30 protein-coding genes and 2 pseudogenes are annotated in these 25,806 nt (G+C 69.9%); 19 read left to right on the forward strand and 13 right to left on the reverse strand.

The window, feature by feature from the left end; translation table 11 throughout:
• The first annotated feature begins 57 nt into the window (after positions 1–57).
• Positions 58–1,479, forward strand: coding sequence for an FAD-dependent oxidoreductase (locus tag ACWDX9_RS26980; RefSeq protein ID WP_449958609.1), 1,422 nt, complete (start codon positions 58–60; stop codon positions 1,477–1,479).
• On the opposite strand, the gene ACWDX9_RS26985 is transcribed toward ACWDX9_RS26980, so the two are convergent.
• The gene (locus ACWDX9_RS26985) at positions 1,471–2,481 is read right to left on the reverse strand and encodes a BtrH N-terminal domain-containing protein (protein WP_449958612.1); all 1,011 of its coding nucleotides are present in this window, start codon (positions 2,479–2,481) and stop codon (positions 1,471–1,473) included. The genes ACWDX9_RS26980 and ACWDX9_RS26985 overlap by 9 nt on opposite strands.
• Positions 2,478–3,284, reverse strand: coding sequence for a MerR family transcriptional regulator (locus ACWDX9_RS26990; protein ID WP_449958615.1), 807 nt, complete (start codon positions 3,282–3,284; stop codon positions 2,478–2,480). The genes ACWDX9_RS26985 and ACWDX9_RS26990 overlap by 4 nt, the downstream gene beginning before the upstream one ends.
• A 148-nt stretch (positions 3,285–3,432) precedes the next feature.
• Here ACWDX9_RS26990 and ACWDX9_RS26995 point away from each other — a divergent pair, with 148 nt between their 5' ends.
• Positions 3,433–4,287 (forward strand): helix-turn-helix transcriptional regulator, encoded by an 855-nt coding sequence (locus ACWDX9_RS26995; RefSeq protein WP_449958617.1) that lies wholly within the window; start codon positions 3,433–3,435, stop codon positions 4,285–4,287.
• Positions 4,288–4,324: 37 nt separating this feature from the next.
• Here the strand turns inward: ACWDX9_RS26995 and ACWDX9_RS27000 are convergent, their stop codons facing one another.
• From ACWDX9_RS27000 to ACWDX9_RS27015, 4 genes are all read right to left on the reverse strand, one after another.
• Complete coding sequence (locus tag ACWDX9_RS27000; protein ID WP_449958620.1) at positions 4,325–4,819, reverse strand: hypothetical protein; 495 nt, start codon at positions 4,817–4,819, stop codon at positions 4,325–4,327.
• 111 nt (positions 4,820–4,930) lie between these two features.
• Positions 4,931–6,208 (reverse strand): multidrug effflux MFS transporter, encoded by a 1,278-nt coding sequence (locus ACWDX9_RS27005; RefSeq protein ID WP_449958623.1) that lies wholly within the window; start codon positions 6,206–6,208, stop codon positions 4,931–4,933.
• 74 nt (positions 6,209–6,282) lie between these two features.
• On the reverse strand, positions 6,283–7,299 hold the full coding sequence (locus ACWDX9_RS27010; protein WP_449958626.1) for a zinc-dependent alcohol dehydrogenase family protein: 1,017 nt from the start codon (positions 7,297–7,299) through the stop codon (positions 6,283–6,285).
• 61 nt (positions 7,300–7,360) lie between these two features.
• On the reverse strand, positions 7,361–7,888 hold the full coding sequence (locus tag ACWDX9_RS27015) for a cyclophilin-like fold protein (RefSeq protein WP_449958629.1): 528 nt from the start codon (positions 7,886–7,888) through the stop codon (positions 7,361–7,363).
• Between the two features lie 103 nt (positions 7,889–7,991).
• Between ACWDX9_RS27015 and ACWDX9_RS27020 the strand changes: the two genes are divergently transcribed.
• The 3 genes from ACWDX9_RS27020 to ACWDX9_RS27030 all read left to right on the forward strand — a co-directional run bounded on the left by ACWDX9_RS27020 (position 7,992) and on the right by ACWDX9_RS27030 (position 10,687).
• Complete coding sequence (locus tag ACWDX9_RS27020; protein ID WP_449958632.1) at positions 7,992–8,891, forward strand: helix-turn-helix transcriptional regulator; 900 nt, start codon at positions 7,992–7,994, stop codon at positions 8,889–8,891.
• Between the two features lie 522 nt (positions 8,892–9,413).
• Positions 9,414–9,818: a pyridoxamine 5'-phosphate oxidase family protein gene (locus ACWDX9_RS27025; protein WP_449958635.1), complete on the forward strand. Its 405-nt coding sequence runs from the start codon at positions 9,414–9,416 to the stop codon at positions 9,816–9,818.
• 11 nt (positions 9,819–9,829) lie between these two features.
• On the forward strand, positions 9,830–10,687 hold the full coding sequence (locus ACWDX9_RS27030; protein ID WP_449958639.1) for a haloalkane dehalogenase: 858 nt from the start codon (positions 9,830–9,832) through the stop codon (positions 10,685–10,687).
• A 49-nt stretch (positions 10,688–10,736) separates the two neighbouring features.
• Here ACWDX9_RS27030 and ACWDX9_RS27035 read toward each other — a convergent pair whose 3' ends face one another.
• A complete protein-coding gene (locus tag ACWDX9_RS27035; RefSeq protein ID WP_449958683.1) occupies positions 10,737–12,089 on the reverse strand; it encodes an MFS transporter in 1,353 nt (450 codons plus the stop codon).
• 76 nt (positions 12,090–12,165) lie between these two features.
• On the opposite strand from ACWDX9_RS27035, the gene ACWDX9_RS27040 reads away from it, so the two are divergent.
• Entirely contained in the window at positions 12,166–12,891 is a 726-nt protein-coding gene (locus ACWDX9_RS27040) for an AraC family transcriptional regulator (RefSeq protein WP_449958685.1), read from the forward strand.
• A gap of 13 nt (positions 12,892–12,904) precedes the next feature.
• On the opposite strand, the gene ACWDX9_RS27045 is transcribed toward ACWDX9_RS27040, so the two are convergent.
• Positions 12,905–13,450, reverse strand: coding sequence for a CGNR zinc finger domain-containing protein (locus ACWDX9_RS27045; protein WP_449958642.1), 546 nt, complete (start codon positions 13,448–13,450; stop codon positions 12,905–12,907).
• A gap of 82 nt (positions 13,451–13,532) precedes the next feature.
• On the opposite strand from ACWDX9_RS27045, the gene ACWDX9_RS27050 reads away from it, so the two are divergent.
• From ACWDX9_RS27050 to ACWDX9_RS27070, 5 genes and pseudogenes are all read left to right on the forward strand, one after another.
• A complete protein-coding gene (locus tag ACWDX9_RS27050; protein WP_449958645.1) occupies positions 13,533–14,756 on the forward strand; it encodes an MFS transporter in 1,224 nt (407 codons plus the stop codon).
• 132 nt (positions 14,757–14,888) lie between these two features.
• Complete coding sequence (locus ACWDX9_RS27055) at positions 14,889–15,350, forward strand: hypothetical protein (RefSeq protein WP_449958647.1); 462 nt, start codon at positions 14,889–14,891, stop codon at positions 15,348–15,350.
• A gap of 497 nt (positions 15,351–15,847) precedes the next feature.
• Positions 15,848–16,411 (forward strand): DUF3887 domain-containing protein, encoded by a 564-nt coding sequence (locus ACWDX9_RS27060; protein ID WP_449958687.1) that lies wholly within the window; start codon positions 15,848–15,850, stop codon positions 16,409–16,411.
• A 53-nt stretch (positions 16,412–16,464) separates the two neighbouring features.
• On the forward strand, positions 16,465–17,370 hold the full coding sequence (locus ACWDX9_RS27065; RefSeq protein WP_449958650.1) for a CPBP family intramembrane glutamic endopeptidase: 906 nt from the start codon (positions 16,465–16,467) through the stop codon (positions 17,368–17,370).
• 238 nt (positions 17,371–17,608) lie between these two features.
• Positions 17,609–18,037, forward strand: a pseudogene (locus ACWDX9_RS27070) (Tn3 family transposase); the annotation flags it as partial.
• 6 nt (positions 18,038–18,043) lie between these two features.
• On the opposite strand, the gene ACWDX9_RS27075 reads toward ACWDX9_RS27070, so the two are convergent.
• The 3 genes from ACWDX9_RS27075 to ACWDX9_RS27085 are packed head-to-tail and all read right to left on the reverse strand — an operon-like array spanning position 18,044 to position 20,380.
• A complete protein-coding gene (locus ACWDX9_RS27075; protein WP_449958653.1) occupies positions 18,044–18,979 on the reverse strand; it encodes an ABC transporter permease in 936 nt (311 codons plus the stop codon).
• 49 nt (positions 18,980–19,028) lie between these two features.
• Complete coding sequence (locus ACWDX9_RS27080) at positions 19,029–19,991, reverse strand: ABC transporter ATP-binding protein (RefSeq protein ID WP_449958656.1); 963 nt, start codon at positions 19,989–19,991, stop codon at positions 19,029–19,031.
• Entirely contained in the window at positions 19,988–20,380 is a 393-nt protein-coding gene (locus ACWDX9_RS27085; protein ID WP_449958660.1) for a GntR family transcriptional regulator, read from the reverse strand. Before ACWDX9_RS27085 ends, ACWDX9_RS27080 begins: the two co-directional genes overlap by 4 nt.
• Before the next feature lie 203 nt (positions 20,381–20,583).
• On the opposite strand from ACWDX9_RS27085, the pseudogene ACWDX9_RS27090 reads away from it, so the two are divergent.
• The 3 genes and pseudogenes from ACWDX9_RS27090 to ACWDX9_RS27100 form a co-directional block, all read left to right on the forward strand.
• Positions 20,584–20,910: pseudogene (locus ACWDX9_RS27090) on the forward strand (zinc finger domain-containing protein); the annotation flags it as partial.
• A gap of 103 nt (positions 20,911–21,013) precedes the next feature.
• Complete coding sequence (locus tag ACWDX9_RS27095) at positions 21,014–21,292, forward strand: hypothetical protein (protein ID WP_449958691.1); 279 nt, start codon at positions 21,014–21,016, stop codon at positions 21,290–21,292.
• Positions 21,289–21,642 (forward strand): hypothetical protein, encoded by a 354-nt coding sequence (locus tag ACWDX9_RS27100; RefSeq protein WP_449958689.1) that lies wholly within the window; start codon positions 21,289–21,291, stop codon positions 21,640–21,642. The genes ACWDX9_RS27095 and ACWDX9_RS27100 overlap by 4 nt, the downstream gene beginning before the upstream one ends.
• Here the strand turns inward: ACWDX9_RS27100 and ACWDX9_RS27105 are convergent.
• Both ACWDX9_RS27105 and ACWDX9_RS27110 read right to left on the reverse strand, forming a co-directional pair.
• Positions 21,585–22,175 carry a class I SAM-dependent methyltransferase gene (locus ACWDX9_RS27105; protein ID WP_449958663.1) on the reverse strand — a complete coding sequence of 197 codons (591 nt, stop codon included), beginning with the start codon at positions 22,173–22,175 and terminating at the stop codon, positions 21,585–21,587. The two genes, ACWDX9_RS27100 and ACWDX9_RS27105, sit on opposite strands and share 58 nt — an antisense overlap.
• Complete coding sequence (locus ACWDX9_RS27110) at positions 22,172–22,675, reverse strand: hypothetical protein (RefSeq protein ID WP_449958666.1); 504 nt, start codon at positions 22,673–22,675, stop codon at positions 22,172–22,174. Before ACWDX9_RS27110 ends, ACWDX9_RS27105 begins: the two co-directional genes overlap by 4 nt.
• Before the next feature lie 88 nt (positions 22,676–22,763).
• On the opposite strand from ACWDX9_RS27110, the gene ACWDX9_RS27115 reads away from it, so the two are divergent.
• The 5 genes from ACWDX9_RS27115 to ACWDX9_RS27135 all read left to right on the forward strand — a co-directional run bounded on the left by ACWDX9_RS27115 (position 22,764) and on the right by ACWDX9_RS27135 (position 25,285).
• Positions 22,764–23,102, forward strand: coding sequence for a PadR family transcriptional regulator (locus ACWDX9_RS27115; protein WP_449958669.1), 339 nt, complete (start codon positions 22,764–22,766; stop codon positions 23,100–23,102).
• Positions 23,084–23,665 (forward strand): hypothetical protein, encoded by a 582-nt coding sequence (locus ACWDX9_RS27120; RefSeq protein WP_449958672.1) that lies wholly within the window; start codon positions 23,084–23,086, stop codon positions 23,663–23,665. Before ACWDX9_RS27115 ends, ACWDX9_RS27120 begins: the two co-directional genes overlap by 19 nt.
• 311 nt (positions 23,666–23,976) lie before the next feature.
• Positions 23,977–24,444: a YdeI/OmpD-associated family protein gene (locus tag ACWDX9_RS27125; protein WP_449958675.1), complete on the forward strand. Its 468-nt coding sequence runs from the start codon at positions 23,977–23,979 to the stop codon at positions 24,442–24,444.
• A gap of 261 nt (positions 24,445–24,705) precedes the next feature.
• The gene (locus tag ACWDX9_RS27130) at positions 24,706–24,834 is read left to right on the forward strand and encodes a hypothetical protein (RefSeq protein WP_449958678.1); all 129 of its coding nucleotides are present in this window, start codon (positions 24,706–24,708) and stop codon (positions 24,832–24,834) included.
• Between the two features lie 82 nt (positions 24,835–24,916).
• Complete coding sequence (locus ACWDX9_RS27135) at positions 24,917–25,285, forward strand: hypothetical protein (protein ID WP_449958680.1); 369 nt, start codon at positions 24,917–24,919, stop codon at positions 25,283–25,285.
• Positions 25,286–25,806: the final 521 nt, after the last annotated feature.

Below are 25,806 nucleotides of genomic sequence, written 5' to 3' on the forward strand. Positions count from 1 at the left end.
CGTACGTTTGTCGCGCCAGGTATATATTTGCACCCGGTCGAGATTTCGGGAGGAACGATGACCGAAGTGATCGTGGCGGGCGCCGGACCCACCGGGTTGGCCCTGGCCTGCGAGCTGGCTCTGGCCGGCGTGGACGTCCTGGTGGTGGAGCGCCTGCCGTACCGGATCGAGCAGACCAAGGGCGGCGCGATCCAGCCGCGCACACAGGAGCTGCTCGAGCTGCGCGGCCTGCTGGAGCCGATGCAGGCCAGGGCGCTGTCACGCGAGCCGGCGGGCGGGCACTTCGCGATGCTGCCCGTACCGCTCGACTGCACGGCGTTGGACAACGAGCACCCGTACCCGCTCTCGATCCCGCAGGGGGAGATCGAGGCGGTGCTGGAGGAGCGCGCCACGACGCTGGGGGTCAAGGTGCTGCGCGAGAGCGCGGTGACGGCGGTGGAGCAGTCGGACGACGGCGTGGTCGTGACGGCCGGCGACCGGCGGATCCAGGCCCGCTACCTGGTGGCCTGCGACGGCGGGCACAGTACGGTCAGGAAGCTGCTCGGCGTGCCGTTCCCCGGCAGGCCGGGAACGTACACGGCGGTGCTGGCCGACGTGCGGCTGTCGTCGGTGTCCGACCTCGTGCCGAAGACGATCGGGCACATCAGCACGCTCACGCGCGAGGTCGACGACCACTGGGTGATGCTGGTGCCGCTGGGCGGCGGCCGCTACCGGTTCACCGGCGGGGCGGCGGGCGAGGAGGAGCCGGCCAAGGACAAGCCGGTCACCTCCGAGGAGATCGCCGAACTGCTGCGTGTCGTGTACGGCGAGCAGACCGTGCTGGCCGCCGTGGACAACGCCTCACGGTTCAGCGACGCCACCCGGCAGATCGACAGTTACCGGGTGGGCAACGTGTTCTTCGCCGGCGACGCCGCGCACATCCACCCGCCCTTCGGCGGGCAGGGCCTGAACCTGGGCGTTCAGGACGCCTTCAACCTGGGCTGGAAGCTGGCCGCCGTACTGCGGGGCCGGGCCTCGACGGACCTCTTGGACACCTACCACGCCGAGCGGCACCCGGCCGGGGCCTGGGTCCTGCACATCACCCAGGCGCAGCGAGTCTTCGCCACCCCCCGGCCCGGCGCGGACGCCGTCGAGCTGCGCAAGGTCTTCACCGACCTGATGCGCCTGCCCGAGGCCAACAGACACCTGGCGGGCCTGATGTCGGGGCTGTCGCACTCCTACGATCTGCCCGGCGACCACCCGCTGGTCGGTCACCGGGTCGCCGGCCTGGACCCGTCGCTGTTCCTGGCCGGCCGGCCCGTCCTGCTCGACCTGGCCGGGATCCTCCCGCCCGACCTCGGTGCCACGCGCGGCCGGCCGGTGGACGGCCTGCCCGGCGCGATTCTGGTCCGCCCCGACGGCTACGCGGCCTGGGCGGCGGACACGGATCCCGACCTGGACGCCCTCGTCAGGAACCCGTGCTGGTCCCTCCTAACGTAGGGCCGCTTGGGTCTCACTCCCCAGGCGGCTCAGCGCCTGCATGGCCTCGCGTTCCATGCGGGAAAGATCGCTCAGGACGGTGCCCGCCTGGACGAGGTACTGCGCCTCCACTGATTCACCGGCTTTCGTGATCAGTGCCGCGGCTTCCGTCCACAGGGTGGCTGCCTCGGCGTACAGCTCGTGGCCGGTACGCAGGTGGCTGCTGTCGAGCAGGTGGACGCATTCGGCGAGGAAGTCGCGGTAGAGATTGCGGAACAGGGCGCCGCCGGTGCCGGCCTTCTCCATCAGGAGGGCGGCCTGCGGCAGGTCGCGCCGCGGGTCGTCGGTCCGCTGGAGCCAGGCGCGTACCAGCTTGCCGGCCTTGTCGATGCCGCGGTGCCCCACGTTGGCGATGGGTGGGTTGAGGAAGGCGTCGGCGCAGGCCGTGATGGCGGGAATGATCTGGGCCTGCGGGGAAGGCAGGTTCCTCGGGGCGGTGAGGGTGAAGGACCGGTGCTTGGCGGTCATCGGGCCGCGCGCGGCCCTGGCCTGGGCGAGCGTGGTCAGGCTGGTGGATGCCGCTCCGCCTTGCTGGTCGGTGTCCACCAGGTAGGCGTCGTGGTCGTCGTAGCCGTACATGGCGACGACATGACCGCCGAAGTGCACCTTCGACCCGAAGTACTCCAGGTGGTAGCTGTCGAGCTGCAGCCCGACGGGGCGGCCGGCGTCGATGGACGCCGCCACGTTCTCCCATGCCTTACGGGGGGAGGCCGTCTCCTGGACCACGAGCTCCAGTCCGAGCCTGGCGGCCAGGTTCCTGGTGAGGTCGAAAGGCTTGACCCGGCCCCCGAGGAAGGGGAAGTCCATGTTCTTGCTGTCCCAGTAGATGAAGGACAGGCCGGAGCCGAGGCCGAAGAGCATGGGCTCGGACAGATCGAGTCCCTGGTGCCGCAGCAGCACCCCCAGAGCCGTCGTCTCGCAGTGCTGTGTACCGCGGGTGTCGACGTCTTTCACCTTCGTCATGCCTTGCTCTCCTGGATGGGGATGATCAGCCGGGTCATCAGTTCTTCCTGCGGGGCCTCTGCCGGCCCGACGAGATAGGCCTCACGTACCGGCGCTTGCGGACGCAGCCCGCGCTCGTGGATGGCGGCGAAGAGCGCGTTGTAGGCCAAGGGCAGCTGAGCGTAAGACCCGATGTGCACGGTCTCGGCCACGGGTCCGCCAGGCAGCACCACGAACTCCAGGCCGGGCGTACCTTCCCCCTGCGACGTCTGCGCTCCGACGGCGATCTCCATCCGTTCTTCCAGATCCAGCGGGTACAGCGCCCACAGCGGCGGCTCCCACGCGATCCCCGCCCTGCCGAGCACGGGCAGCAGCCGGCTCACGCACTCCTCGAACCTCTCCCCGATCTCCGCGGGGGCGCAGACCGCGCGCGCCACCGCCAGCCGTCGCTCCGGCTCCCTGCCCATCGTCACCTCATAGCCGGGCAGGCCGCCCTCCGCCAGCCGCTCCAGCATCTTCAGCCGCGCCTGGTCCCTGCTGATCCGTTCGGCCAGCCGGTCCCGCTCAGCGCGCAGGATCTGCGCCCTGGACTCGGGCTCGGCGGCCAGGGCCCGGGCGATCACGGCCAGGGGAAGGTCCATTTCGCGGAGCAGGGCGATGGTCAGGGCATCGCGTGCCTGCTCGGGCGCGTAATAGCGGTAGCCGGAGTCGGCGTCCACGTGGACCGGGGCCAACAGCCCTGTCTCGTCGTAGTGCCTCAGCTGCTTGACGCTGAGCCGGCAGAGGCGGGCGAAGCGCCCGATGGTGAGAAGTTCGCCTTGCACGTCACCATGGTGGACCCTCCCACGATGGGAGGGTCCAACGCCGTACCCGTTGGATCCGCGACGGCGGCCGCAGCCGTCGTAAGCTCGCCTGCGCACGCCCGGGCGTGCGCGGCAGAAGCAGTGGGCCGAGGCACCGAGGATGGATGGCATGAAGATGGACCGCGCCAAGCTGGCGGACTTCCTTCGCCGTTCCCGCGAGCGGCTCCAGCCGCAGGAGGTCGGCCTGGCCGCCGGACCGCGGCGCCGCACGTCCGGCCTGCGCCGCGAAGAGGTGGCCCAGCTGGCCGGGGTGTCGGCCGACTACGTGATGCGGCTCGAGCAGGCGCGCAGCTCCCAGCCGTCGGCCCAGCTGCTGAGCGCGCTCGCCCGGGCATTGCGGTTGACCGAGGACGAAAGAGATCACCTTTACCTGCTGGCGGGCCACCGGCCGCCCGAAGGGGCGCGCGCCGGAAATCACGTCCGTCCCGGCCTGCTCTACCTGCTCGACCGGCTGGGCGACACGCCCGCCCAGCTCCTCACCGATCTCGGCGATCTGCTCGCGCAGAACCCCCTGGCCGAGGCCCTGTTCGGGTGCGTGTGCACGATCGAAGAACCGGACCGGAACATCGTGTGGCGCTGGTTCACCGACCCGTTCGTGCGCGAGCCGTACCCCGTCGAGGAACACGACCGCCTGAGCCGCCTGCACGTCGCGGACCTGCGTGCCGCCGCCACGCGCCGCGGCTACGATCACTCCTCCAGTTCCCTGATCGACCGGCTCGAGGCGGCGAGCGAGGAGTTCGCCGCCCTCTGGCAGCGGCACGAGGTCGCCGTACGCCGCGAAAGCCGGCTGCGCGTCATGCATCCGTCCATCGGGCCCGTCGAATTCGACTACGAGATGCTGCAGACGCAGGCCGCGGACCAGCGCCTGCGCCTCTTCACGCCGCCGCCCGGATCCAAGAGCATCGAGGCTCTCGAGCTCCTCCGCGTCGTCGGCCCGGAGACCGCCCACCGCAGTCATCGATGAGGACCACCGTTTCATCCTGACGGGACGAGTGGGTCGCTCACGCGCCGGCGAGCAGGTCGGTGGAGATCTGCCAGAGGTGTGCGGCCTGGTCGGGGTCTTGTGCGTAGGCGGCGACGCCTCCGTGGAGGTTGTCCGGGCGTAGTGGCTCGGCCTCGTCGCAGTCTTCGAAGTAGCGGCCGCCGATCCCCGCGAGCAGCGGAGAGGTTGCGAGGAGAACTGAGGTTGCGGCTCCTTGTTCCGCTGTCTTCCACGGCAGCGCGGGGGCGCCGCTCGCCTCGAACTGCGCCAGCAGGTCACGGTCGACGTGGCGCATCAGGTTCGTGCGGACCACGCCGGGCATGACGGCGATGCCGTCGCCGCCCCACCGCTGGGCGGCCTCGACCGCGAACAGCGCGTTGGCCGTTTTCGACTGCCCGTAGGCGGCGTACGCATCGTACGGTCGCCGCTGGAAGTGGAGGTCGTCGAAGACGACCGGGGAGAGCCGGTGCTGTGAGGAACTGACCGAGACGACCCGGGCGTCCCACCACGCCATGGTGCGTCATCCCGGCGGAGGCGTGAGCGCGGCGTGGCCGTGCCCGACATCGCCCGCAAACTGGTCATCCCCGTCGGCAGCCGCTCTGCGGCCAACGTCCGCCGCAGGCGGTCATGAGGGAACCCGCCTGAGCTGCCGGTCGCGACGCCGGGGCTTGATGATGAGGGTACAGGCGGTCACCGCGAGGCCGGCGGACACGAGGGTGACGAGGCCGAGGGGGACGGCGGTGTCGGCGCCGCCGAGGCCGACCAGAGGCGCTGACAGGCCGCCGAACGCGAAGCGGGCGACGCCCAGCAGGGAGGAGGCGGTGCCGGCGATGTCGGGGTAGCCGGACAAAGCGAGCGAGGCCGCGGGTGCGGAGGTGACGGCGACGCCGCTGACCATCGCCGGCAGCGACAGGATGACGGCGATCAGAGGGAGGTGCAGCACGGCGGCGGCCAGCAGCCCGGCCGCGCCGGCCGAGCACATGCCCAGTCCGATCGCCAGGGTTTTCCGCTCCGACCAGCGTTCGGCCAGCCGGCCGCCGAGGTAGCCGAACACCATGAAGCCGAGGGAGTTCAGGCCGAACGCGAAGGAGTACTGCTGCGGCGAGAGCCGGTAGATGCCCTGCAGGACGTAGGTGGCACCACCGAGGTAGGCGAAGATCGCGGCGTTGGTGAAGCCGCTGACCAGCACCGCGCCGAGGAACACCCGGTCGGCGAGCAGCCGCCGGAAGTCGTGGGCCATAGGCGTCAGCCCGCCCGTGACGCGCTGCTCACGCGGCAGCGTCTCGCGCAGGACGACGATCGAGGCCAGGAGGATGGTGACGCCGACCGCGGCGAGGAACAGGAACAGCCCACGCCAGTCGGTGATGGAGGCGAGCTGCCCGCCGATGACCGGGCCGATGATGGCCGCCAGCCCGGCCAGCACGGTCAGCCGGCCGTAGTACCGCACCAATGCGCGACCGGAGTAGAGGTCACGGCCGGCGGCTTGGGCGATCACGATGCCGACGGCGCCGGCCAGGCCCTGGACGAATCGGGCGGCGATGAGCGTCTCGATGGTGGGGCTGATGGCGCACAACGCCGAGGTGAGCACGTACGCGGCGACGCCGGCCAGCAGAGGGCGGCGTCGGCCGTACCGGTCGGACAGAGGACCGGCGATGAGCTGTCCGAGGGCCAGCCCGAACAGGCAGGCGGTGATGGTGAGTTGCGCGGTCGAGGTGGCCGATTGCAGCTCGGCGGTGAGTGCGGGCAGGACGGGGAGGTAGAGGTCCATCGAGATGGGACCGAAGATCGTGAGCAGGCCGAGCACGATCGCGAGGGGGCGCTCGACGGCCTGTTCGCGCCTGGCTGCCCTGAGGTTGCCGGGGAGAGGGGCTGCCGGGCCGGTGTTCGTGGGCGTGCCGGTCACGCTGTTCCTTCCATATGCTCGCTGCGTCGATCGCTCCCGGCCGGTGAACGGCAGGGCGGGCGGTGTCGCCGGGCTTACGGGTGCAGCAGCACCTTGATGGCACGGCGCTCGTCCATCGCCCGGTAGCCGTCGGCGGCCTGCTCGAGCGGGAGGCTGAGGTCGAACACTCTGCCCGGGTCGATCTGCCGCTCCCAGATGAGCTGCATCAGCTCCGGCAGAAAGCGGCGCACCGGGGCGGGGCCGCCGTGCAGGTGCACGTGGGAGAAGAACAGGCCCATGCCGGGCAGGTGCACGTCATGGGTGACGCCGACGTAGCCGACGTGCCCGCCGGGCCGGGTGGAGCCGATGGCCTGCATCATCGACTCCTGGGTGCCGACGGCCTCGATGACGCTGTGGGCGCCGAGCCCGTCCGTGACGTCCTTGATCCGGGTGACGCCTTCCTCTCCGCGCTCGGTGACGATGTCGGTGGCGCCGTAGGCGAGGGCGAGGCTCTGGCGGGCCTCGTGCCGGCTCATCGCGATGATGCGTTCGGCGCCGAGTTGCCTGGCCGCCAGTACGCCGAGCAGCCCGACGGCGCCATCGCCGACGACCGCGACGGTCTTGCCCGGGCCTGCCGCGGCGGCCACCGCGGCGAACCAGCCGGTGCCCAGCACGTCGGAGGCCGCCAGGAAGCCGGGAATCAGGTCGTCCGAGGGGACGTCGGGCGTGGCGATCAGCGTGCCGTCGGCGAGAGGGACGCGCATGTACTGGGCTTGGGCGCCGCTGACGCCCTGACGGTGGATGCAGGAGCTGTGGTAGCCGGCCCGGCAGATCTCGCAGGTGTTGTCGGAGGTGACGAACGAGCCCACCACGAACTGGCCGGGCCGCACCGCGGTGACCGCGGATCCGACCTCCTCGACGATGCCGGCGTACTCATGGCCCATCGGCCGCGGCCCGTCCAGTTTCTCCACGCCCCGATACGGCCACAGGTCCGAGCCGCAGATGCAAGTCGCCGACAAGCGGACGATCGCATCGGTCGGCTCGATGATCTGTGGTTCGGGACGGTCCTCGACCAGAACCTGTCCGGGGGCGGTCATGACGGCAACGTGCATGAGAAGAGCACCTTCCTCGATAGGCGGTGATGGAGACGGCCGTCGGTTCAGAACGGACAGGTCAAGAGCCGGGCGCGGCGGCCGGCTCGATCCGGACCGTGACCTGCTTGCCCGCTGCGGCGAGCCTGTCCAAGCCGGTCTTGACGACGCCGAGGCGGACCAGGCCCGGATCAGGGACCATCTGGCCGAGGTCGTCGTAGTAGACGGCGATCACTCCGCTCGAGGGCCAGAAGTAGACCTCGCCAGGGGTGGGATCGTGAACCGGAGTACCGCCCTGGGCCGTGAGCGGGCGCGGCAGCCGCCCTGCCTTTGCCTGTCCCCACGCGTCCGTCAACTGCAGGGTCAACGGCAGCATCGCGGCGAACTGCCGTGACGGCGGCGTGTCGGTCAGGGCCGCGGTGACGGCCTGGTCGCCGAACCGCAGCACCACAGCCATTCCCGAAGTGACGCTCGCCGTGGTCGACAGCGGCCCGGAGATATGCGGGTTCGCCGGGAGCGCGCACCCGGCCAGGACGGCGGCCAGCGGGGCGGCCAGCAGAGCACGGGCCAGGCCGCGGGTCCAGGCGGCGACGGTCACGGCATCGGTCATGGCATCCAGCACATCCGAGCAGCCCAGGAGCGAGGAAGTCACTCCGGATGGATGTACTACCAGTACATCCCAACCTGCCCAGGGGCTGGCGTACCGTCATGTCATGGACAACCGGTCCGATGTGCGCGAATTCCTCACCTCACGACGCGCCAAGATCACCCCTGGGCAGGCGGGCCTGCCCGTCGCCGGCCGGCGCCGCGTCCCCGGACTACGGCGCAGCGAGGTCGCCGCCCTGGCCGGGATGAGCGTGGAGTACTACGCCAAGCTCGAACGCGGCTCCCTGGCCGGAGTCTCGGCCGGTGTCCTCGACGCGATCGCCCGCGCCCTGCAGCTGGACGACGCCGAACGCGCTCACCTGCTCCGCCTCGCACACGAGGCCGACGGCAGCAACGCCATCCTGCGCCGGCGCCGTCCCAAGCAGCCGACGACACGTCCCGGCCTGCAATGGATGCTCGACGCCATCACCACCGCCCCGGCGATCATCGGGAACAACCGATCGGATCTGCTGGCCGCCAACCACCTGGGGCGGGCCATGTACAGCGACCTCTACGCCGATCCCACCCGGCCGCCGAACTTCGCCCGCTTCACCTTCCTCGACAGCGCAGCCCGCCGCTTCTACCCCGACTGGGACCTGGCCGCCGACATGACCGTGGCCAACCTGCGCACCGCCGCAGGCAAAGACCCGCACGACAAGATCCTGCACGACCTGGTCGGCGAACTCTCCACCCGCAGCGACGACTTCCGTCATCGCTGGGGAGCCCACAATGTCCGCACCCACGGCACCGGCGTCAAACACTTCCGCCACCACATCGTCGGCGACCTCACCCTCACCTACGAAAGCATGGACCTGCGCGCCGAGCCCGACCTGTCCATGACGATCTATGCAGCCGAACCCGGCTCCCCGTCCGAGGACGCGCTCCGCCTGCTCGCCTCCTGGGCCGCCACACACGAGCACCCCGACCGGCCCCAGGACACCGAACACCCGCACATCGAGCGCACCTGACGCACAAGCACCACCGACGGCTGATCAAGACGGAGCGACAGACGTCGGTGTCGTGCTTGCCTGCAACCTGTGTACGGACCGCTGCCTCACCTTGCCGGACGGTACGCGCTGACGGGCCCCGATCAGCGGGTGCGCACAGGCCCGCGGATGGCCCCCGCTGCGCTGATCACTGCGGCAGACCAGCTACGGCGGAGTCCAGCTCCAGGCGGATCGCCTCGGGGGAAGCGGCGAAGTCGGACGGATACCTCCGCATCGCCCGCGCCCGCCACACCTCCACGATCTTCTCCGAGCCTGCAACGCGCCCACCAACCGCTCGATCTGCTTGGGGCTGGGAGGTTCCATCCGCTCTCTTCACCCACTATGGTTCATAAGTGAGTCAGTCAACTCACTAACTAGGCGAGGCAGAATTATGTTCGTTGTCACGGCCGCCGAGGCGGGTGGGATCCGTCGGATGGTCCTGCTGTCCCCTCAGGACGTCGGGACCCGGCCGGACGGCTTCCACTCCAACACGGCCTTCCGCTGATGGGACCGCGCAGAGCCCTCACCACGAGCCCGACCGGCTCGGTGGAGTCCTTCCTGGCCGAACCCCATGTGGCCACGCTGACGACCCTGCGGCCCGACGGGTCCCCGCACGTGGTGGCGGTGCGCTTCACCTGGGACGGCGAACGGGAGATGGCCCGTGTGCTGACCGTCGCCGCCTCCCGCAAGGCCCGCAACCTGGTACGGGGCGGCCGCGCCGCGCTCTGCCAGGTCGACGGGTTCCGCTGGGTCACCCTTGAGGGCACCGCGACGGTGTCCGACGATCCGCGCCGGGTGGCCGAGGCTGCCCGCCGCTACCTCCGACGTTATGGTTCGCCGCCGCCCGCGCCGCCTGGCCGGGTCGTGATCGAGATCGCGGTGAACCGCACCATGACCCTCAACACCTGAACGGATCCGACATGCCTTTTCAGAACGTGCTCGACTCCACCATGCACCACCGGGAGCTCGGCGCCGGCGCGCCGATCGTCTTCCTGCACGGCAACCCCACCTCCTCCTATCTGTGGCGCAACGTCATGCCCGCCATCGGGCACGGCCGTCTCCTGGCTCCCGACCTGATCGGCATGGGCGAGTCGGGCAAGCCCGCCATCGACTACACCTTCGCCGACCACGCCCGTTACCTGGACGCCTGGTTCGACGCCCTCGACCTCGACGACGTGGTGCTGGTCGGCCACGACTGGGGCGGCGCGCTGGCCTTCGACTGGGCCTCCCGCCACGCGGACCGGGTTCGCGGGATCGCCTTCACCGAGGCCATCGTCAAGCCGATGAGCTGGGACGAGCTCCCCGAGGACGGCCGCGACCTGTTCCGGGCGATCAAGACCGAGGGCGTGGGCGAGTCCATGATCCTCGACGATGACGCCTTCCTCAGGCAGGGCCTGCCCACCACTGTCACCACCCCGCTCACCGAGGAGGACATGGCCGCGTACACGCAGCCGTACCCGACCAGGGAGAGCCGCCTGCCGCAGCTGCGCTGGGCGCGCTCGTTGCCGCTGGGCGGGGAGCCGGCCGACGTCGTGGCCAGGATCGAGGCGTTCGACCGGTGGCTGGCGACCAGCGTCGAGGTGCCGAAGCTCATGATCGGGTTCCGTCCCGGCATCGGCACGATGTGGACGCCGGAGACCGTCGCCTGGTGCGCGAAGAACGTGGCCGCGCTGGAGATCGTGGAGCACGAGGAGGTCGCCGGGCATCACACCCCGGAGGACCAGCCCCTGGCCATCGCGGCGGACATCGAGAGCTGGCTGGCCAAACTGGCGGGCTAGCGCAAACTGCCGGCGCCCGGTAACTGCAAGGAGCCCTCGGCCGATTGCGTCACCCTCGGTCGGCCCGCCCGGGCGCGGACGGCTGATAGGGCTGTCGCGTCCCGCCGGTACGCGAGGGCAGCAGCACGACGATGAGCACGGCCCCGAACGCCACGCAGATCGCGCCCGCCGTGAGCCCGCCCGAATAGCCCATGACGGCCAGCGCGGCCACCCCGACGGCGCCGCCGACCTGCTGAACGGAGGTGAACAGGGCCGAGCCGAGACCGGCGTCCTCCTCGGTGGTGCCGTCGACCGCGGTCGCGGCCATAACGGGCAGGCTCAGCCCGTTGCCCACACTCAGGATGAGCATGCCGGGCAGGACATGGGCGGCATAGGAGTCGCCCGCCGCCACGCCGGACAGCAGCAGCAGGCCGGCGATGTTGATCAGGAAGGCGAGCAGGAGCGCCCAGCGCGCCCCGATCCTGAGGGAGATGCGGGAAGACAGCCACATGCCCGCCAGGATGCCGGCGCCGTAGGGCAGATAGGCGATGCCGGCCACGAGCGGGCTGTATCCCAGAGCGGTCTGAATCTGGATCATCAACAGGAACGACATCGCGTACATCGCCATCGAGAACAGCAGGGTCGCGCCGTTGGCGACCGCCCGCGTCCGCGAGGCCAGGAACGATCTGGGCACCAACGGCGCCGCCGCCCGCGATTCGGCCACCACGAACACCACCGCCAAGGCGGCGGAGAGCCCGACGGCGCCGATGACGAGCGGATCGCTCCAACCGGTCTCTCCGGTCCGCAGCAACCCGTACACCAGCGACACCGCGGCACCCGTGACCAGGACCGCGCCGGGAACGTCGAGGCTGCGCCGCCCGGGGGCGCGGGACTCGGGGACCAGGCGGGGCAGCGACGCCAGGGCCACGGCGACGACGGGAAGGTTGATCAGGAAGATCCAGCGCCAGGACACCAGGTCGGTCAGCGCCCCGGACAGCACCAGGCCCGAGGTCCCGCCGAGGGCCGCGATGCCGCCCCAGACACCCAGCGCCCTGGCCCGCTCCTCCGGCCCCGGATACAGCAACGTGATCATCGACATCGCCGCAGGACTGGCCATCGCAGAACCCGTTCCCTGCACGAACCGCCCGACCACGAGCTGCCACGACTCCTGCGCCAGCCCGCACGCCAGACTGGCCACCCCGAACAGCGCCACCCCGATCAGGAAGACGCGGCGGCGGCCCAGCAGGTCCGCCATCCGGCCGCACAGCAGCAGCAAACCGCCGAAGGCCAGGAAGTAGGCGTTGACGACCCAGGGCAATCCGGACGCGCTGAAGCCCAGCTCATCGCGGATGCTGGGCAGGGCCACGCTCACGACGGTGTCATCGAGAACAAGCATGAACTGGACAAGACACAACACAATCATCGGCACCCGACGACGCTATGATCCGCCGCGTTTGGCCACAATTCGCGATGGGGCCAGACTGTGTCGCGTGGAGGACATGGGCGCGATCATCGTCGGGCACTTCCCGCTGACCTCGGGAGAGTGGATCCCCCCGCACAATCACACCCACCACCAGCTCGCCTGGACCCGGCGCGGCGTCCTGAGCGTCGAAGTGGGCGAGGTGTACTGGGTCCTGCCGCCCACCCGGGCACTGTGGCTGCCCGCGGGGGTCACCCACGCGACCGGCGCGACCCGCGACGCCGTACTGTGCAGCCTGTATCTGGCGCCGGAGCGCTGCCCGCTGGACTGGCCCGAGCCCACCGCGGTCGGCGTGGACGGCCTGCTGGCCGAGCTGATCGGGTACCTGGCCCGCACCGACCTCGCCGACGACGCACGGTTGCGCGCCGAGGCCGTGCTGCCCGACCTGCTGCGCCCGCTGCCCACCCGCCCCATCGACGTGCCGCAGCCCACCGACGAGCGGGTTCGGGTGGTGGCGGCCGCCCTGCTGGCCGATCCCGCCGACCCGCGCAGCCTGGAGGCGCACGCCCGCGCGGCGGGCGTGAGCAGGCGGACGTTGACACGGCTGTTCGTGCACGACGTGGGCATGAGCTTCGACCATTGGCGTACGCAGGTACGGTTGCGCGCCGCCCTGCCGCTGCTGGCCGAGGGCCAGCCGGTGTCGCGGGTGGCGCACAGCGTGGGGTACGCCACGGCGAGCGCGTTCCTGGCGGCCTTCCGCCGCACGGTCGGCACCACGCCCCGGCGCTACCTGCTCAGCCGTTGAGTTCAGGTCTTGATCAGGCCGGGCGGCGGCTGCGATAGGCGGCGGTCTTGGCGCGAGCCGTACACGCGGCGCTGCAGTAACGACGCGACCCATTACGGGTCAGATCAATGTAGACCGCCTCGCACTGGTGCGCCTGGCACACCCCGAAGCGATCCGGGCCGAAGCCGTCCACGATGAGGGCCAGCGCCGTGGCGAACTCACCGCCCAGTCCCTCCACCTGGGTGCCGCCCGAACCGTGGAAGTGCAGGTGGAACGGCTGGCCGACATCCTCGACCAGGTACGGCTGCGCACCGTACCTGCGGATCATGGCGTTGATGCGGGCGGCCTGCTCGGCCGGCTGCTCGGCCAGGAGCGCTGGCCGCAGCTCGGTGGCCAGCTCGGCCAGGCGCCGCCCCGCGTCCGGGACGGCGCGCAGGGCCGCACTCGTGCGCTCACCGAGGTGGGCGGCGAACGCAGTAGCCAGGTCCTCGCCCGCCAGCGGCTGCACTGAGGCGCCGCCCCGCCGGTATGCCGTGGCCAGGTTGACCAACTCGGCGATCAGCGGCGCCTGCCGAGTCACGTTACAGGCTATCTCCACTTGACCAGTAACACCCTTCCGTGTGTCATAGGCGTAATCCAGTTAGATGGTAACGGAGTCCGCCATGTTCGCACCTTATCGCCGCCTGTTCGCCCTGCCGGGCGTCCCGCACCTGCTCGTCGCCGGGCTCATCGTCAAGCTGGGCACGCCCGTGCTCAGCCTCGCCCTGCTGCTGGCCGCCGTCGACCGGCTCGGCTCCTACGCCACCGCCGGCCTCGTGCTCACCGGCCACGCGCTGGCCTTGGCCCTGTGCGCGCCCATCGGCGGGCGCATCGCCGACCGGTACGGCCCCCGCCGGGCCCTGACCGGTTACCTGGTCACCCACGCCCTCGCCTACGCTCTCCTCCTGCTCGCCCCGCCCGCCCTGATGATCGGCGCCGCCGTACTGCTCGGCGCCACCACCCCGCCCGCCGGCTCCGTCATCAGAACCGCCTGGCCACGCCTCGTCCCCGCCACCTCCCTGCCCGCCGCCTACGCGGTCGACAACGCCGTCAACGAGCTGACCTTCATCGCCGGCCCCCTGCTCGTGCCGGTCCTGACCTGGGCCGTCCCCGCCCAGGGCGTGGTGACTGCCGCCGGCGCCGCCGTCCTGCTCGGCACGGCGCTGCTGCTGGCCTCCCCTTCCATACGACAGACCGCTTCCACCCCGCCGGGCAGGCTCCACCTGGCCGGGCCGCTCACCCACCGGCCTGTTCTCGTGCTGCTGACCATCGCCGCCTTGGGCACGTTCACCTTCGGCTGCCTGCGCATCGCCACGGTCGCCTCGGCCACCGTCTTCGGCTCCGCCTCTTCCGCCGGCGTGCTGATGGGCCTGCTGTCGGCCGGCGCCCTCCTGGGCACCCTCGGGTACGGCGCGCGTGCCTGGCCCGTCACCAGCGGGCGCCTGCTGGTCCTGTTCTCGCTCGCCGAGGCGGCCGTCCTGCTCACCGGAGGCTGGGCGCCCGGCTTCACGACACTCGCCGTACTGATCACTCTTGTCGGGCTGGTGACCGGGCCACGCGACGCCGTCGTGCCGACCCTGCTCACCGAACACGCCCCCGCCCGCTACCGCACCGAGGTCTTCGCCTGGCTCAACACCTTCACCTGGGCCGGCTACGGCCTGGGCACCGCCGTCGCCGGCCAGCTCACCGGCCCCCACGACACCGGCGCGGCCGCCTTCGGCGCCGCCGCGATCGCAGCCATGGCGGGTGCCATCCTGGCCGCCGTCGCCAGCCGGATCGCCTCGCCCCTGCCGACACCCGCCGCGGTCCCGGCCGAAGGTGAATCTGATCACGTGGCCGACAACTGATCGTCGGCAGGCTTCCCGGACCACGACCACGGACGGAGCCGGTGGCTCGGACCCGTGCGAGGCCCCGGCACCTGCCCATCGGCTACGCCCGCGACCGTACTGTCCCCGCCGGGCCATGCTCACCTGAACCCGGTGTTCCGCGACGCGGTCCGTACCTACCTGCAAGACATCTGGTCCACGCCGGAGACCCGAGTCCTGGCGACCGAGCCGTTTCAGGACTTCATGCATGTGAGTGGGGCCCCGCTCATCGAGGAGCTCCTCGCCGCGTACCGCGCCGGAGAGTCTCCCCGGTCCCCCTGGGCCCAGCAGGCCGTCACACACTTCATGGAAGCGGCCACCGCGCTGTCCGACACACCGCTCACCCCCGAAGTCCGAAACCGGATGGCCGACGGATTCCGGCAGATACCCGACATCATGTGCCAGATCGCCAAAGAGGAAGCCGCCTCCGTGAGCCCCATCTACGACGACACTCACGGCCGGTACCTGTCCCTGGTGGCGCTGAACAACGGGACTGCGACCGAGGAGGACCATGACTCCATGCCCTATGCCTGGATCGCCGACGCCATGCGCCCCGTGGACCCGCCGACTCCCTAACGACCGATGGCGGCTGGTACCACGTTGATCAACTCAAAGTCCGCTCCCGCACCGGCTCCCGCGAGCCGCTCTTCGGTAACGATCGGCCCCTGCCGACCGGCGCTTCTCAGCCTGCCTGCGGCCTCCTTGCGGACACCGTCTCCAACGAGGCCGCCCAGGTCAGGAGCCACGCAACGAGCAGCGGCTCAAGATAATGTCCGCCCGTGAAACGCTGGCGCCGTCACCCGGCAGGGCCCCGACGCTCTCACGATCGACTCGTAGCCGGTTCTACCCGCGTATCTCGGCTGGACCCGATGCCCCGGTCCGCAGTGAATCCGGAAATTGCCGCGGACCGGGGCATCGCAAGGTCAAGGCGCTGAGCTGCGAAAACGCTCACTAGCGTTCGATTCCAGCCGAATGGTCCCAGCAATCTCTCTTGACGCACAGCCGACTTGTAAAGATATGCTTTACAAGTGCAAGAAACATTGACGGAGGCGCTGCAGGCCTTGAAAGCGCGTATGGAGGAGTTCCTCGCCGCACGTGTCCTGACGAGGAGCGACGACTGGGCCGACTCGATAGGGCGCGCCGTGAGCATGCAGGCGGCCGCCGATGACGTCGTGCGTGCTGTCGTGCAGCAGGCACGGCAGCACGGCGCTACGTGGCAGGTCATCGGTGATGCGCTCGGCGTGAGCCGGCAGGCGGCGTTTCAGCGCTATGGCAAACCGATCGATCCAAGAACAGGAGAACCAATGAACACCACGCCGCTACCCGGCGTCGCCGAACTGGCCGCCTCGGTGATCGAGGACCTCGCATCCGGGCAATGGACGCGTGTCACCGAGCAGTTCGATCCGAGCATGCGCGATGGCTTGTCGGAGGATGCGCTCGCGGCCGCGTGGGCGCAGATCGTCGGCCTGTCGGGAGCTTTCGAAGGGCTTGGAGAGCCTGAGATCACCCGGGCCGGCGACCTGACGATCACGAACACGCCGCTCTCGCTGGAGGCGGGCGACTACACGGCACGGATCGCGTTCCGCGACGACCGCACCATCGCCGGTCTGCACATCCTCGAAAGGCAGACGTCGTGACCATCGAATCTCCGGGCGGATCGAAGACGGCCACGACCCGAGGCGGACCCCGCATGAGCAGCCGTGATCTGCGATCCATCGGCGTGTTCACCACCTTGGCGTTCGGGCTCGCCTGGCTTCTCGCGCTTCCGCTCTGGTTCGGTGACGGACTCGCCAGCTCCTGGTTCACCGTCGTGGCCGCCGCCACGATGACGACCCCCGCGATCGCCGCCCTTGTCGTCGTGTTCTTAGTGGAGCGGCCGCAGCAGAAGGTGTGGACGCTCGGGCTGTGGCCGTTGCGACCGGTCCGGAGACTGCTCGGCTACGGGGCGGTGGGGATCATCGTGTCCATCGCGCTCGTCCTGGTGGCGCTCCCGGTCGGTGCGCTGCTGGGTGTCTTTCCGGCCGATTTTGTGAACTTCTCCGCGTTCCAGCAGGTTCTCGACGAGCAAGCGGGCGCCGCGGGAGTGGCCGAAGTCCCGATCCCGATCGGCGCGCTCATCGCCATCCAGCTCGCCGCACTCCCTTTGGCGGCGTTCATCAACCTCATCCCGGCGCTGGGTGAGGAACTCGGGTGGCGAGGGTGGCTGCTGCCGAAACTGATGCCGCTCGGTACGCTCCCAGCCCTCCTGATCTCGGGCGTGATCTGGGGCCTTTGGCACGCTCCGCTCATCCTCCTCGGGTACAACTACCCGGATGCGCCGGGCTGGCTAGGCGTGACTGCGATGGTCGGCATGTGCATCCTGGTCGGCGCGGTCTTCGGTTGGCTGCGGCTCCGATCGGGGTCCGTGTGGCCCGCGGCCCTCGCGCATGCCGCGTTCAACGGGGCGGGCGGGACCTACCTCCTGTTCGCCAAGGCCGGCGAGCACGTCGACACCACGCAGGCGACGATCCTCGGCTGGAGCGGGTGGATCGTGCCGCTCGCGCTCGTCGTGATCCTGATCGCCACGGGACAGTTCGCTTCCGCGAAGCACCCATGACCGTGAAGCTCGTCTCACTGAAACCACAGGCTGACCGGAAACCCTGGGCCGAGTCCACCTCGCGAGCACCCTGGTGACCTGCAATGCCTGACAGCAGTCACGCGCCCTGGCGTCCGACGCGTCATCGGACGTGAGGAAGGCGGCTACCTTTCCGATCTCGTGCAACTCCCCCAACGGTCGAGCGGCACCGGCAATGTGTCGCTGACCGTCCGATCGGGTCAGAGAGTGCACCGTCCGGGCGCGGCACCTGGAGCAGCAGACCGAGCAGGCGTGGTGCCTGACACTCGTGACCAACTCCGTGGTCGCATGGACGACGGAGTATTACGGTCTGGCCGTGGACTCGATGCGCGCCACCGGGCGGCGCGTCGACGATGAGGTGCTGTCCCACATATCCCCAGCGCACAGCGAGGGCGAGCCGGCCCAGCTCGGCCCCGCTGGCTACCGGCCGCTGCGAGTGCGCGACACCCTCTTCCGAGCCGTCGCGTCGGCAAGGGCGCTGCCGTTCGGGCATCTGCTCAAAGGAAGAGCCGGGCAGTTTGATCAGGACGGGCAGGCAGCGGGCCGACCTACGTCCTGCATGATCCACTGCTTGCCCTCTACTGGACGCCTTGCAGAAGGCGGTGACGGCCCTGCGCCAGGCCGTCCCGTCACCGTGATGAGGCGATAATTGGTTTCAGATGCGGGGCCGAAGGGTGCGCCGGACGGCGACACCGCCCAATGCGAGAGCGGGGATGAGCAGGATTCCCGCTTCGGTCCATTGGAACTGCCAGAACCTGCTCGCGCGGTGGAATTCGGCCACCTGCCGATAGCCATGGCTGAAGGAGCACTTGGCGTACTTCTTGGTCGTCTCGTCTGTCCCGCAAGGGCCGGCGAGCGCGAGCGCTACGTCCTGATTGGTGAACGTCACGCCGCTCTTGTCGATCCAATAGTCCTTCACAGACAGGGAGCCTTCCGGTAAGAGCTCGTCCACGACCTTGGCCTGCACGGCTCGCTCCGGCGGCGCGTAGGAGGACGGCGCCCTGAGGAGTCCGAAGAATGCCAACGCGCACACCGCCAGGGTCACCGCCATCGCTGGCAGGGTCCGCCGGAACAGCGCGCCCGTGGCCATGCCGAGCACGAACGCGGCCAGCCACCACGCCGCCGGAACGATGCCGATAAGACGGAACCATCTCAAGTCGAAGCGGTCGACGTTGTAGGGAGCGGCGTCGAAGGCGGCCAGCCACGGATCCACGATGCCGGCCAGCGCCAGCCCACCGAGCGTGACCGCGGCGCCGAGGCCGACGATCTTGGCCGCCAACCAGCGGCGGCGCGTCACCGACTGGGTCCAGGTGAGCTGGTGTGTGCCCTGTTCGAACTCCCGGGCCAGGAGCGGAGCGCCCCAGAAAGCGCCGATCATCGCCGGGGCCAGCAGCGGAAGCCAGCCGAGGAGTTCACCCACCGGCCGTATGCGTTCGTTCATCTCCACGAGGTAAGCGCTGCATGCGGGCGTGTCCGTCACACAGTCGGTCGCCGGAGCGTTCTGGGCGGCGAAGTCGGCCGCGCTCAGACCGCTGATGAGCAGAACTGCGCCGAGGACGGCCAGCAGCGCCGTGGTGAGGAGCACCTGCATGCGGTGCTGCCGCCAGGTAAGCCACAACACTTCCATGTCTCCTTAGCGGTCAGGAAATGGTCAGGGTCGGACGAGGCAGTGAGGTGGTGTCGGGGCGGCGGAGGTAGGCCAGCACCAGCTCCTCCAGGCTCACACAGGACTCCCTCCATCGCGGGTCGTGCAACGGCGTTTCCGAGCCGGTGCGAGCCAGCAGGTCGGCCTGCCGTTCGCTGCGGCTGTCGCTGATCACCGGCACCCGGGCTGCCATCCCGTCGGCGAGCTCGGCCGGACCGGACAGCATCCGGTGAGTGGCGAGCAGCTCGTCGACCTCGCCGCTGATCTGGACCTGGCCGCGGTTGAGCACCACCAGCCAGTCGCAGGCGTTGGTCAGGTCGGAGACCACGTGGGAGGACAGCACGACGGTCATCTGAGTCTCGGCCACCGCCGCCATCAAGGAGCGCATGACGTCGTGCCGGGCCACGGGGTCGAGGTTGGCCAGCGGCTCGTCCATGACCAGCAGATCCGGCTGTTTGGCCACAGCGACGGTCAGCGCGACCTGTGCCTGCTGACCTCCGGAAAGCTTGCCGACCTTGCGCTTCAGCGGGATGTCCAGTTCCGCCAGCCGTTGCCGGGCGAGGGCGTCGTCCCACCCCGGGTTGAGATGGTGTCCGAAGCGGAGCATCTCAGCGACGGTGAAGCCGTCGTAGAGGGGTTTGTCCTGGGCCAGGAACGCCACCCGTGCGAGGGCCGCCGCCCGCTGCCCGACCGGCTCGCCGAAGACACGCACGCTGCCCCGGGTGGGGGCGATCAACCCGGCGACCAGGTGCAGGAACGTGGACTTGCCCGCGCCGTTCGGTCCGACGAGCGCGACGACCCGGCCGGCGGGGACGGACAGCGTGCATTCGCGCAACGCCCACGTGCCCCGATACCGCTTGGCGAGCCGCACGGCCTCCAGGGCCGCCGGGCTCTGTGCGGGGGCGGTGAGCTCACCGGATCCGCCGCCGAACATCCCCACTGTCCGATCCGCCGTCATGCGATCCCCTCCTGGGGGAAGTCAGCGAGCACCGCGGCGAACAACGCCTCCATGTCCCCTTGGTCGAGCCCCGCTTCACGGCAGCCGCGCACCCATTGGACGAGGTCGCGGCGGAACCGGGTGTGATCAGCCGTGGATCCGCCGCCCAGGGTCCGCTGCACAAACGTGCCCAACCCTGGCCGGCCGACGACGAGGCCCTCGTGTTCCAGCTCGCGGTAGGCCTTGGCCACCGTGTTCGGATTGATCGCGAGGTCGCTGACGACCTCTTTGATCGTCGGCAGCCGATCGCCCGGCATGAGCACACCGAGCCGCAAGGCGTGTTTGACCTGATGCACCAGCTGCAGGTAGGTCGCCACTCCAGAGCTCGGGTCGAGGCGAAGCTTGATCACCACAATACCCTTTTCCTATTAGATTAGTAAAAGGGTATTGGCGCCCCACGATCTTCGTCAACTTGGCCTCCTGGCCTCTCGCGCGGGTCGTCGTCGCCTCTCCCCTAGAGCCCCAGATTCGGCCCGCACTGCCAGCCGCCCGAGGTGCGGGTCTCTCACTCCCGCGGAATGCGGGCTGCCTGACTCGCGCGGATGGCAAGCATTTGTGCTGGCGAGGCCCGTTCAAGGGCCCAGGCGGGGCCCGCATCGCGCGCGGCCGTGACGGTTCTCCCGTCGACGAGGCGGCGCCAGCCAGGCGATCGACCGCCGCTTCGCCCGGAAGGAAGGCCTGCGCGACGTCGTCCCGGCGCCTGCCGGGCCTTCTCGGCTGCCCTCGGGGGCGGCAGTGGGGGCGAGGCGGGCGCGCCGTCAACTCGCAGAAATGCGAGGCGCCGGCGGGCAGTGCCTGCCGGACCCGGGGCGGGAAGGTCGCCCCTAAGTACCACACGCCGCGCTTCATGCTGGTGCCGCAACTGCGAGCCGAGCTGGAAGTGCGCACGCCTGCCGATCGCGGTCCAGGCCGGGCTTGGACGGCAGGTCCGGCGCGCGAGGCCGTCCTGGCTGATGCCGGGGCCAAGCCGACCCGGGTGGGCTATGCCCGGTGCAGCACCGCGCAACAGGAGCTGCAGAGCCAGATCGACGCTGGAGGGCGCAGGATGCGATCCGATCTTCTCCGAGAAGATCAGCACCCGGGTCAAGGTGCGGCCGGAGTTCACCAAAGCGATGGAGTACACGCGCACGATCAAGCAGGCCGTCCCGCACCACCGGGTGATCTTCACCGTGCACGAGATGAAGCGGCTGGGCCGGGGGCGGCCGAAGTCCTGGCGATTGCCGAGGAGCTGCGCCGCTCTGACATTCAACTGGAACTGCTGACCGGCCCCCTGCAGGGGGTCTACGACCCGTCTGGGCACGGGGCGGCGCTGTTCGCGTTCTTCGCCGGGATGGCCGAGTCCGAGCGGGAGTACATCCGGGAGAAGTCCCTCGAAGGCCAAGCCTCGGCCCGTGAGCGCGGTCGCCACGGCGGGCGCCCCAAGGTGTTCGACGACGACATGGCGGCCTACGCGCGCAGCTTGCGCGAGCGCGGAGTCCCGGTGCCGGAGATCGAGGCCAAGCTAGTCATCCCCACGGGCAAGAACACGGGCCGGCACCCCTCGCTCGCCAGCGTCTACCGCGTGCTGGCCGACGAGGAGACGGGTGAGGCGGCGGTCTCACTCAGCCGATGAGCCGCCTGCCGGGTGCGGAGATGGTCAGCTGGGCGGGCGTTGCAGCTGGTAGCAAGCACCCGGGCTCCCGGTGCCGCGGCGTGCGTCACGCTGGTGATGTAGGCGGGCCGCCGGTCCTCAGGCAGGGTGTGCAAGCAGCCGAAGTCCACCAGCAGGCTGTAGCCGTCGCCGGCCCCGAGGTCGTGCAGGCGGGTGACGTCGCCGTGGATGAAGCGCGGGGCGATGAAGCCCGGAGTCACGGCGGCGGTGGCGGCGCGGCGGGCGGCGGCCAGAGCCTTGGGCACCATGTCGATGGCGGTGACGTCCCAGCCGTGCGCAGCGAGGTAGATGGTGTCAGCGCCGGTGCCGCAGCCGAGATCCAGCGCCCGCCCAGGCACCAGCGCCGAGGGCCCCTCGACGAGCGCCATCAGCACGGCGGGCGGAGCGGGCCGCTGCCATACGGTCAGGCCGAAACGGTAGGCGAGCCAGTAGACCATGCGGTACCAGCGAAGGTCGGCCGCGAGGCGCCGACGCCGCAGCAGGCTGATCATCATGATGTCACTCCCTTGGCGGGCAGCCTGCGCCCGATGGCGCGGGCGATCAACGGAAGGCCGATCAGGCTCGGCAGGATCCAGAAGACCCAGGCGGGCAGCCGGTCCCATCCCGGCAGATGCGGACCGTTGTCGATGTAGAAGCCGGTGAGCAGGGCGATGTAGGAGCCGCCCAGGCCTGCGATGTGCAGGTACTGCCGACGCCGCCTGTTCAGGTAACCCGTCAGGGCGAGCGCGAAGGCGGCCGCGCCGACGACGAACAGATGGGCGTTGTGGCTCCACCGGATCATCGACATGACGCTCACCGAGGCGAACACCACGCCCAGGGCCCACAGGTAGATCCGGCCGAAGCGCCGGTGCCGGACACCGCCCTTGCCCGACAGCGCCGCCGCGGCACCGCAGGCTACGCACATCAGCCCAGCCGCGACATGGACGGCCAGGACGGTGAGGAACAGTGGGCCTGCGTTGGGGACCGGGATGCCACCGATGTCGATTTCGTCCACCACAAGCCTCCATGCGTAGCAACGCTATATATTGCGACGCTACAACGGCGGTTGCCGCGGCGGAAGGCCCGATATAGCGTTACTACCTATGAGGGCCGAAGCGCTGAAAGGACACCTCGACGGCCTGCTGCTAGCGGCGCTGGAGGACGGCCCGCGACACGGCTACGCGGTCAAGGAGGCCCTGCGCGATACCACCCAGGGCCGGATCGATCTGCCCACCGGCACCGTCTACCCAGCGCTGCACCGGCTGGAGCGAGCCAGGCTGATCACGGGAAGCTGGTCGGTGGTCGGCGGACGCCGCCGCCGCACCTATGAACTCACCGGCGACGGCCGCGCCGCGCTCAGCGGTGAACGGGCCGGCTGGCAGGAGTTCGCCAGCGCGGTCACCGCAGCCCTGGGAACACGGCCATGGCCGGCCACGAGCTGATCGACGCCCAGCTCACCCTCCTGGCCCGCTGGCTGCCAGCCCCGGCCGTGGAGGAGCTGGCCGACGGGCTGGCCGAAGCCTATGAAGCCCACCTCGCCGCGCTCGGCGAGCCTGGCGCGGCCGCCCGCGCGGCGATCGCCGAGTTCGGCGACGCAGACGTGATCACCGCAGCCTTCGTCCGCGTCTCGCCCTGGCGGCGGACGGCGATGGCGCTGCTGGCCACGGGCCCGATCATGGCCCTGCTCTGGGGCCCAGCCTTGATCTCCGCCCAGATGTGGACCTGGCCCATCACGCCGCCCGCGCGGATTGCCTACGGCCTCGCACTCGCCGCGACCGTGCTCATCCTGCTGAGCGTGGTGCGGGAAAAGCACGCCTACCGCCGCACCCAGACCGCCACCCTGGCCGCGGTGATCGCCCTGATCCTGCTGGATGCCGGCATGCTCACGGCCGCCGCCGCCAACGTGCCGCTCCCGCCCTGGCCCCTGGCGTTGGCCGCACTGGCGAGCCTGATCAGGATCATCGCGACCGTTCGCGCGCTGCCGCCGCTCCTGCAGCAGCGGTAACGATGCCTGCACGAGCGGACATGATGAGGAGGATGGCTCGGCCTGCGCAGGCGCCTTGCATAGCGACCGTAGGGGAGGCGGGTGAGGCGGCGGCGGTGCCGCTCAGCCGATGAGCCGCCTGACGGGCCGAAACTCGCGGTCGGCCTGCTCGTGCTGGGCCGCGACGATCTCGCCCGCGATGGTGACGCATTCGCCGCAGATCTGCACGCCGGGCCCGGCCGACTGCGGACCTGCGGAAATCTACCGCATCCTATCCACCGCGTGAGCCCTCAACCTCGGCTGGTGACGGCCGCCGTGGCAGGATCGAGGGCGTGCAGGAACAGCACTACACCGCCGACAGCCAGCCGGGCGGGCGCGGACGTCTGTTCGTCCCCGTGCCATTCGACCCGGACCAGGTGTGGGCGCCCAAGCCCGTCCATCACGTGACGGGCACGCTGAACGGGATGGGCATCCGCGCGGTGATCACCGAACACCGCGGGCAACGCGGTTTCCTGCTCGGCGCGGCCTGGCTGCGCTGCGGCCTGGAGCCCGGCACTCAGGTGCGCGTGGTGCTCACCCCTGAGGGGCCGCAGCGGGCCGACCTTGCCGAGGACATCGCCGCGGCGCTGGAGGCCAGCCCGGCGGCGGGCGCCTTCTTCGACGCGCTCGCCCAGTTCTACCGGCGGGCCTACCTGCGCTGGATCGATGCCACCAAAGGCCGGCCCGAGGTGCGGGCGCAGCGGATCGCCGAAGTGGTCGGCCTGCTGGAGGCAGGGATCAAGCAACGCCCGGGGACCTGAGCACCGGCGGGCTGGCCGGGTCGCGGGCCACCGCGTCGTGGCCGTGTGAACTGGCCCCTCAGCGCGGTCGCCAAAGCGGCTCACTACCCCCATTCTCCCGTACTTGTTCTGCCCACACCTTCGCGTGCACGGGAGTTCAGACATTCGTGCAGCCGACTTCGAAAGCGAAACTCGTCCCGAAAACCTTGGTCGAGGCGTTGAGTTTCGGGACGGATTCGGGACAGCAGGGAGAGCCACCAGCCGAAGGGGACCGATCAGAAGATGGCCGAGCCGAATATGGACCGCGTGCACGCGCGCCTGACCGCCGCGCTGCTCAGGATGACGCCGCCCGATGTCGCGGCGCCGTTCTTCGAGAGCGCCGCCTGGACGGATCTTGGTTCGCTTGGTTGACATAAAGGTAATACAGGGCAATTCCGGCGATTCGCCGGAAACGTCAACCCCCACCCCCCGAGCGCGGTGAAACAATCTCCGCATGAGCACTCTCGCTGAACGTCTCCGCGCCGGAGCACGCGACGCCGCCCCATATCGGATCGCCGCCGTCGAACTCCTCATCGCCGACCCTCAGAGCGCGTGGCTCGACAACGATGAGTTCCTCGAAGCCTGCGTGACAGACAGCATCGACCAGAACATGGCACTCATCGACTGGGAGAACGCCCGAGACTTTTTCGACACCGGCGCATTCGACGCACCGATCGGCGACGGCCGTGCCGTCGCCAATCAGGCCCTCCTCGACTTCGCCATCACGCTCGCAGAAGAACGCTTCAACCTCATCTTCATGAACGACCAGCAGCGCCGCCTGATCGTCACCGCACTAGCCCAGGCCACCCAGGATCAGGGTTGAGGAACACGTAACCGGGGGTGCGGAACAACGGGACAGTCATTAGCAGTAGGGGCTGTTCGAGCAGGTCAGGGCGGCTCACCACCAACCGTGTCGAGTCAGCTCTGCGGCCCGAACATGGCGGGATAGCCCGGCACAACAACACGATCTTTAGTGCTTCCGCAGGTCGCGGTGACCATGCGCACCATGATCCATCTCACCGCTGATGGCAGTCCCTGCGTTCCTCGCCCCCGTATCACCAGTCGCCGAGCCGACGCCAGAGGTCCAGCAGCCGGCAGCAGGCGAGGCCCGCTTCACCACCCGCGAGGCAAAGCTCCTTCAGCACATGCTGGCGACAGCCAGCGGCCAAAACGGCGTGGTCAGCGACAAGTGCCGTCAGTAGCTCACCGTAGTTCCCGCCACACGTCACGCCGGCCCCTCTCGCTCGTGCTCAAGGCGGTTGTGGCCTTGTCCGCCTTGTCCGCCTGGTCGACATCGACCAGGCGGACGTTCAGGCTGCCGCGGCCCGGGCGCGCGGCGACCCG

It is taken from the genome of Nonomuraea sp. NPDC003201 (genome assembly GCF_053590415.1).

Excerpts from the sequence above, each read along its gene's own strand:
- ACWDX9_RS27075 (WP_449958653.1), bottom strand. The coding sequence starts at position 18,979 with ATGCAGGTGCTCCTCACCACGGCGCTGCTGGCCGTCCTCGGCGCAGTT.
- ACWDX9_RS27135 (WP_449958680.1), top strand. The coding sequence starts at position 24,917 with ATGAGCACTCTCGCTGAACGTCTCCGCGCCGGAGCACGCGACGCCGCC.
- ACWDX9_RS27095 (WP_449958691.1), top strand. The coding sequence starts at position 21,014 with ATGCCCGGTGCAGCACCGCGCAACAGGAGCTGCAGAGCCAGATCGACG.
- ACWDX9_RS27120 (WP_449958672.1), top strand. The coding sequence starts at position 23,084 with ATGGCCGGCCACGAGCTGATCGACGCCCAGCTCACCCTCCTGGCCCGC.
- ACWDX9_RS27015 (WP_449958629.1), bottom strand. The coding sequence starts at position 7,888 with ATGACCGATGCCGTGACCGTCGCCGCCTGGACCCGCGGCCTGGCCCGT.
- ACWDX9_RS27000 (WP_449958620.1), bottom strand. The coding sequence starts at position 4,819 with ATGGCGTGGTGGGACGCCCGGGTCGTCTCGGTCAGTTCCTCACAGCAC.
- ACWDX9_RS27115 (WP_449958669.1), top strand. The coding sequence starts at position 22,764 with ATGAGGGCCGAAGCGCTGAAAGGACACCTCGACGGCCTGCTGCTAGCG.
- ACWDX9_RS27030 (WP_449958639.1), top strand. The coding sequence starts at position 9,830 with ATGCCTTTTCAGAACGTGCTCGACTCCACCATGCACCACCGGGAGCTC.
- ACWDX9_RS26995 (WP_449958617.1), top strand. The coding sequence starts at position 3,433 with ATGAAGATGGACCGCGCCAAGCTGGCGGACTTCCTTCGCCGTTCCCGC.
- ACWDX9_RS27130 (WP_449958678.1), top strand. The coding sequence starts at position 24,706 with ATGGCCGAGCCGAATATGGACCGCGTGCACGCGCGCCTGACCGCCGCG.
- ACWDX9_RS26985 (WP_449958612.1), bottom strand. The coding sequence starts at position 2,481 with ATGACGAAGGTGAAAGACGTCGACACCCGCGGTACACAGCACTGCGAG.
- ACWDX9_RS27065 (WP_449958650.1), top strand. The coding sequence starts at position 16,465 with ATGAGCAGCCGTGATCTGCGATCCATCGGCGTGTTCACCACCTTGGCG.
- ACWDX9_RS27040 (WP_449958685.1), top strand. The coding sequence starts at position 12,166 with ATGGGCGCGATCATCGTCGGGCACTTCCCGCTGACCTCGGGAGAGTGG.
- ACWDX9_RS26980 (WP_449958609.1), top strand. The coding sequence starts at position 58 with ATGACCGAAGTGATCGTGGCGGGCGCCGGACCCACCGGGTTGGCCCTG.
- ACWDX9_RS27010 (WP_449958626.1), bottom strand. The coding sequence starts at position 7,299 with ATGCACGTTGCCGTCATGACCGCCCCCGGACAGGTTCTGGTCGAGGAC.
- ACWDX9_RS27105 (WP_449958663.1), bottom strand. The coding sequence starts at position 22,175 with ATGATGATCAGCCTGCTGCGGCGTCGGCGCCTCGCGGCCGACCTTCGC.
- ACWDX9_RS27080 (WP_449958656.1), bottom strand. The coding sequence starts at position 19,991 with ATGACGGCGGATCGGACAGTGGGGATGTTCGGCGGCGGATCCGGTGAG.
- ACWDX9_RS27060 (WP_449958687.1), top strand. The coding sequence starts at position 15,848 with ATGGAGGAGTTCCTCGCCGCACGTGTCCTGACGAGGAGCGACGACTGG.
- ACWDX9_RS27035 (WP_449958683.1), bottom strand. The coding sequence starts at position 12,089 with ATGATTGTGTTGTGTCTTGTCCAGTTCATGCTTGTTCTCGATGACACC.
- ACWDX9_RS27020 (WP_449958632.1), top strand. The coding sequence starts at position 7,992 with ATGGACAACCGGTCCGATGTGCGCGAATTCCTCACCTCACGACGCGCC.
- ACWDX9_RS27025 (WP_449958635.1), top strand. The coding sequence starts at position 9,414 with ATGGGACCGCGCAGAGCCCTCACCACGAGCCCGACCGGCTCGGTGGAG.
- ACWDX9_RS27050 (WP_449958645.1), top strand. The coding sequence starts at position 13,533 with ATGTTCGCACCTTATCGCCGCCTGTTCGCCCTGCCGGGCGTCCCGCAC.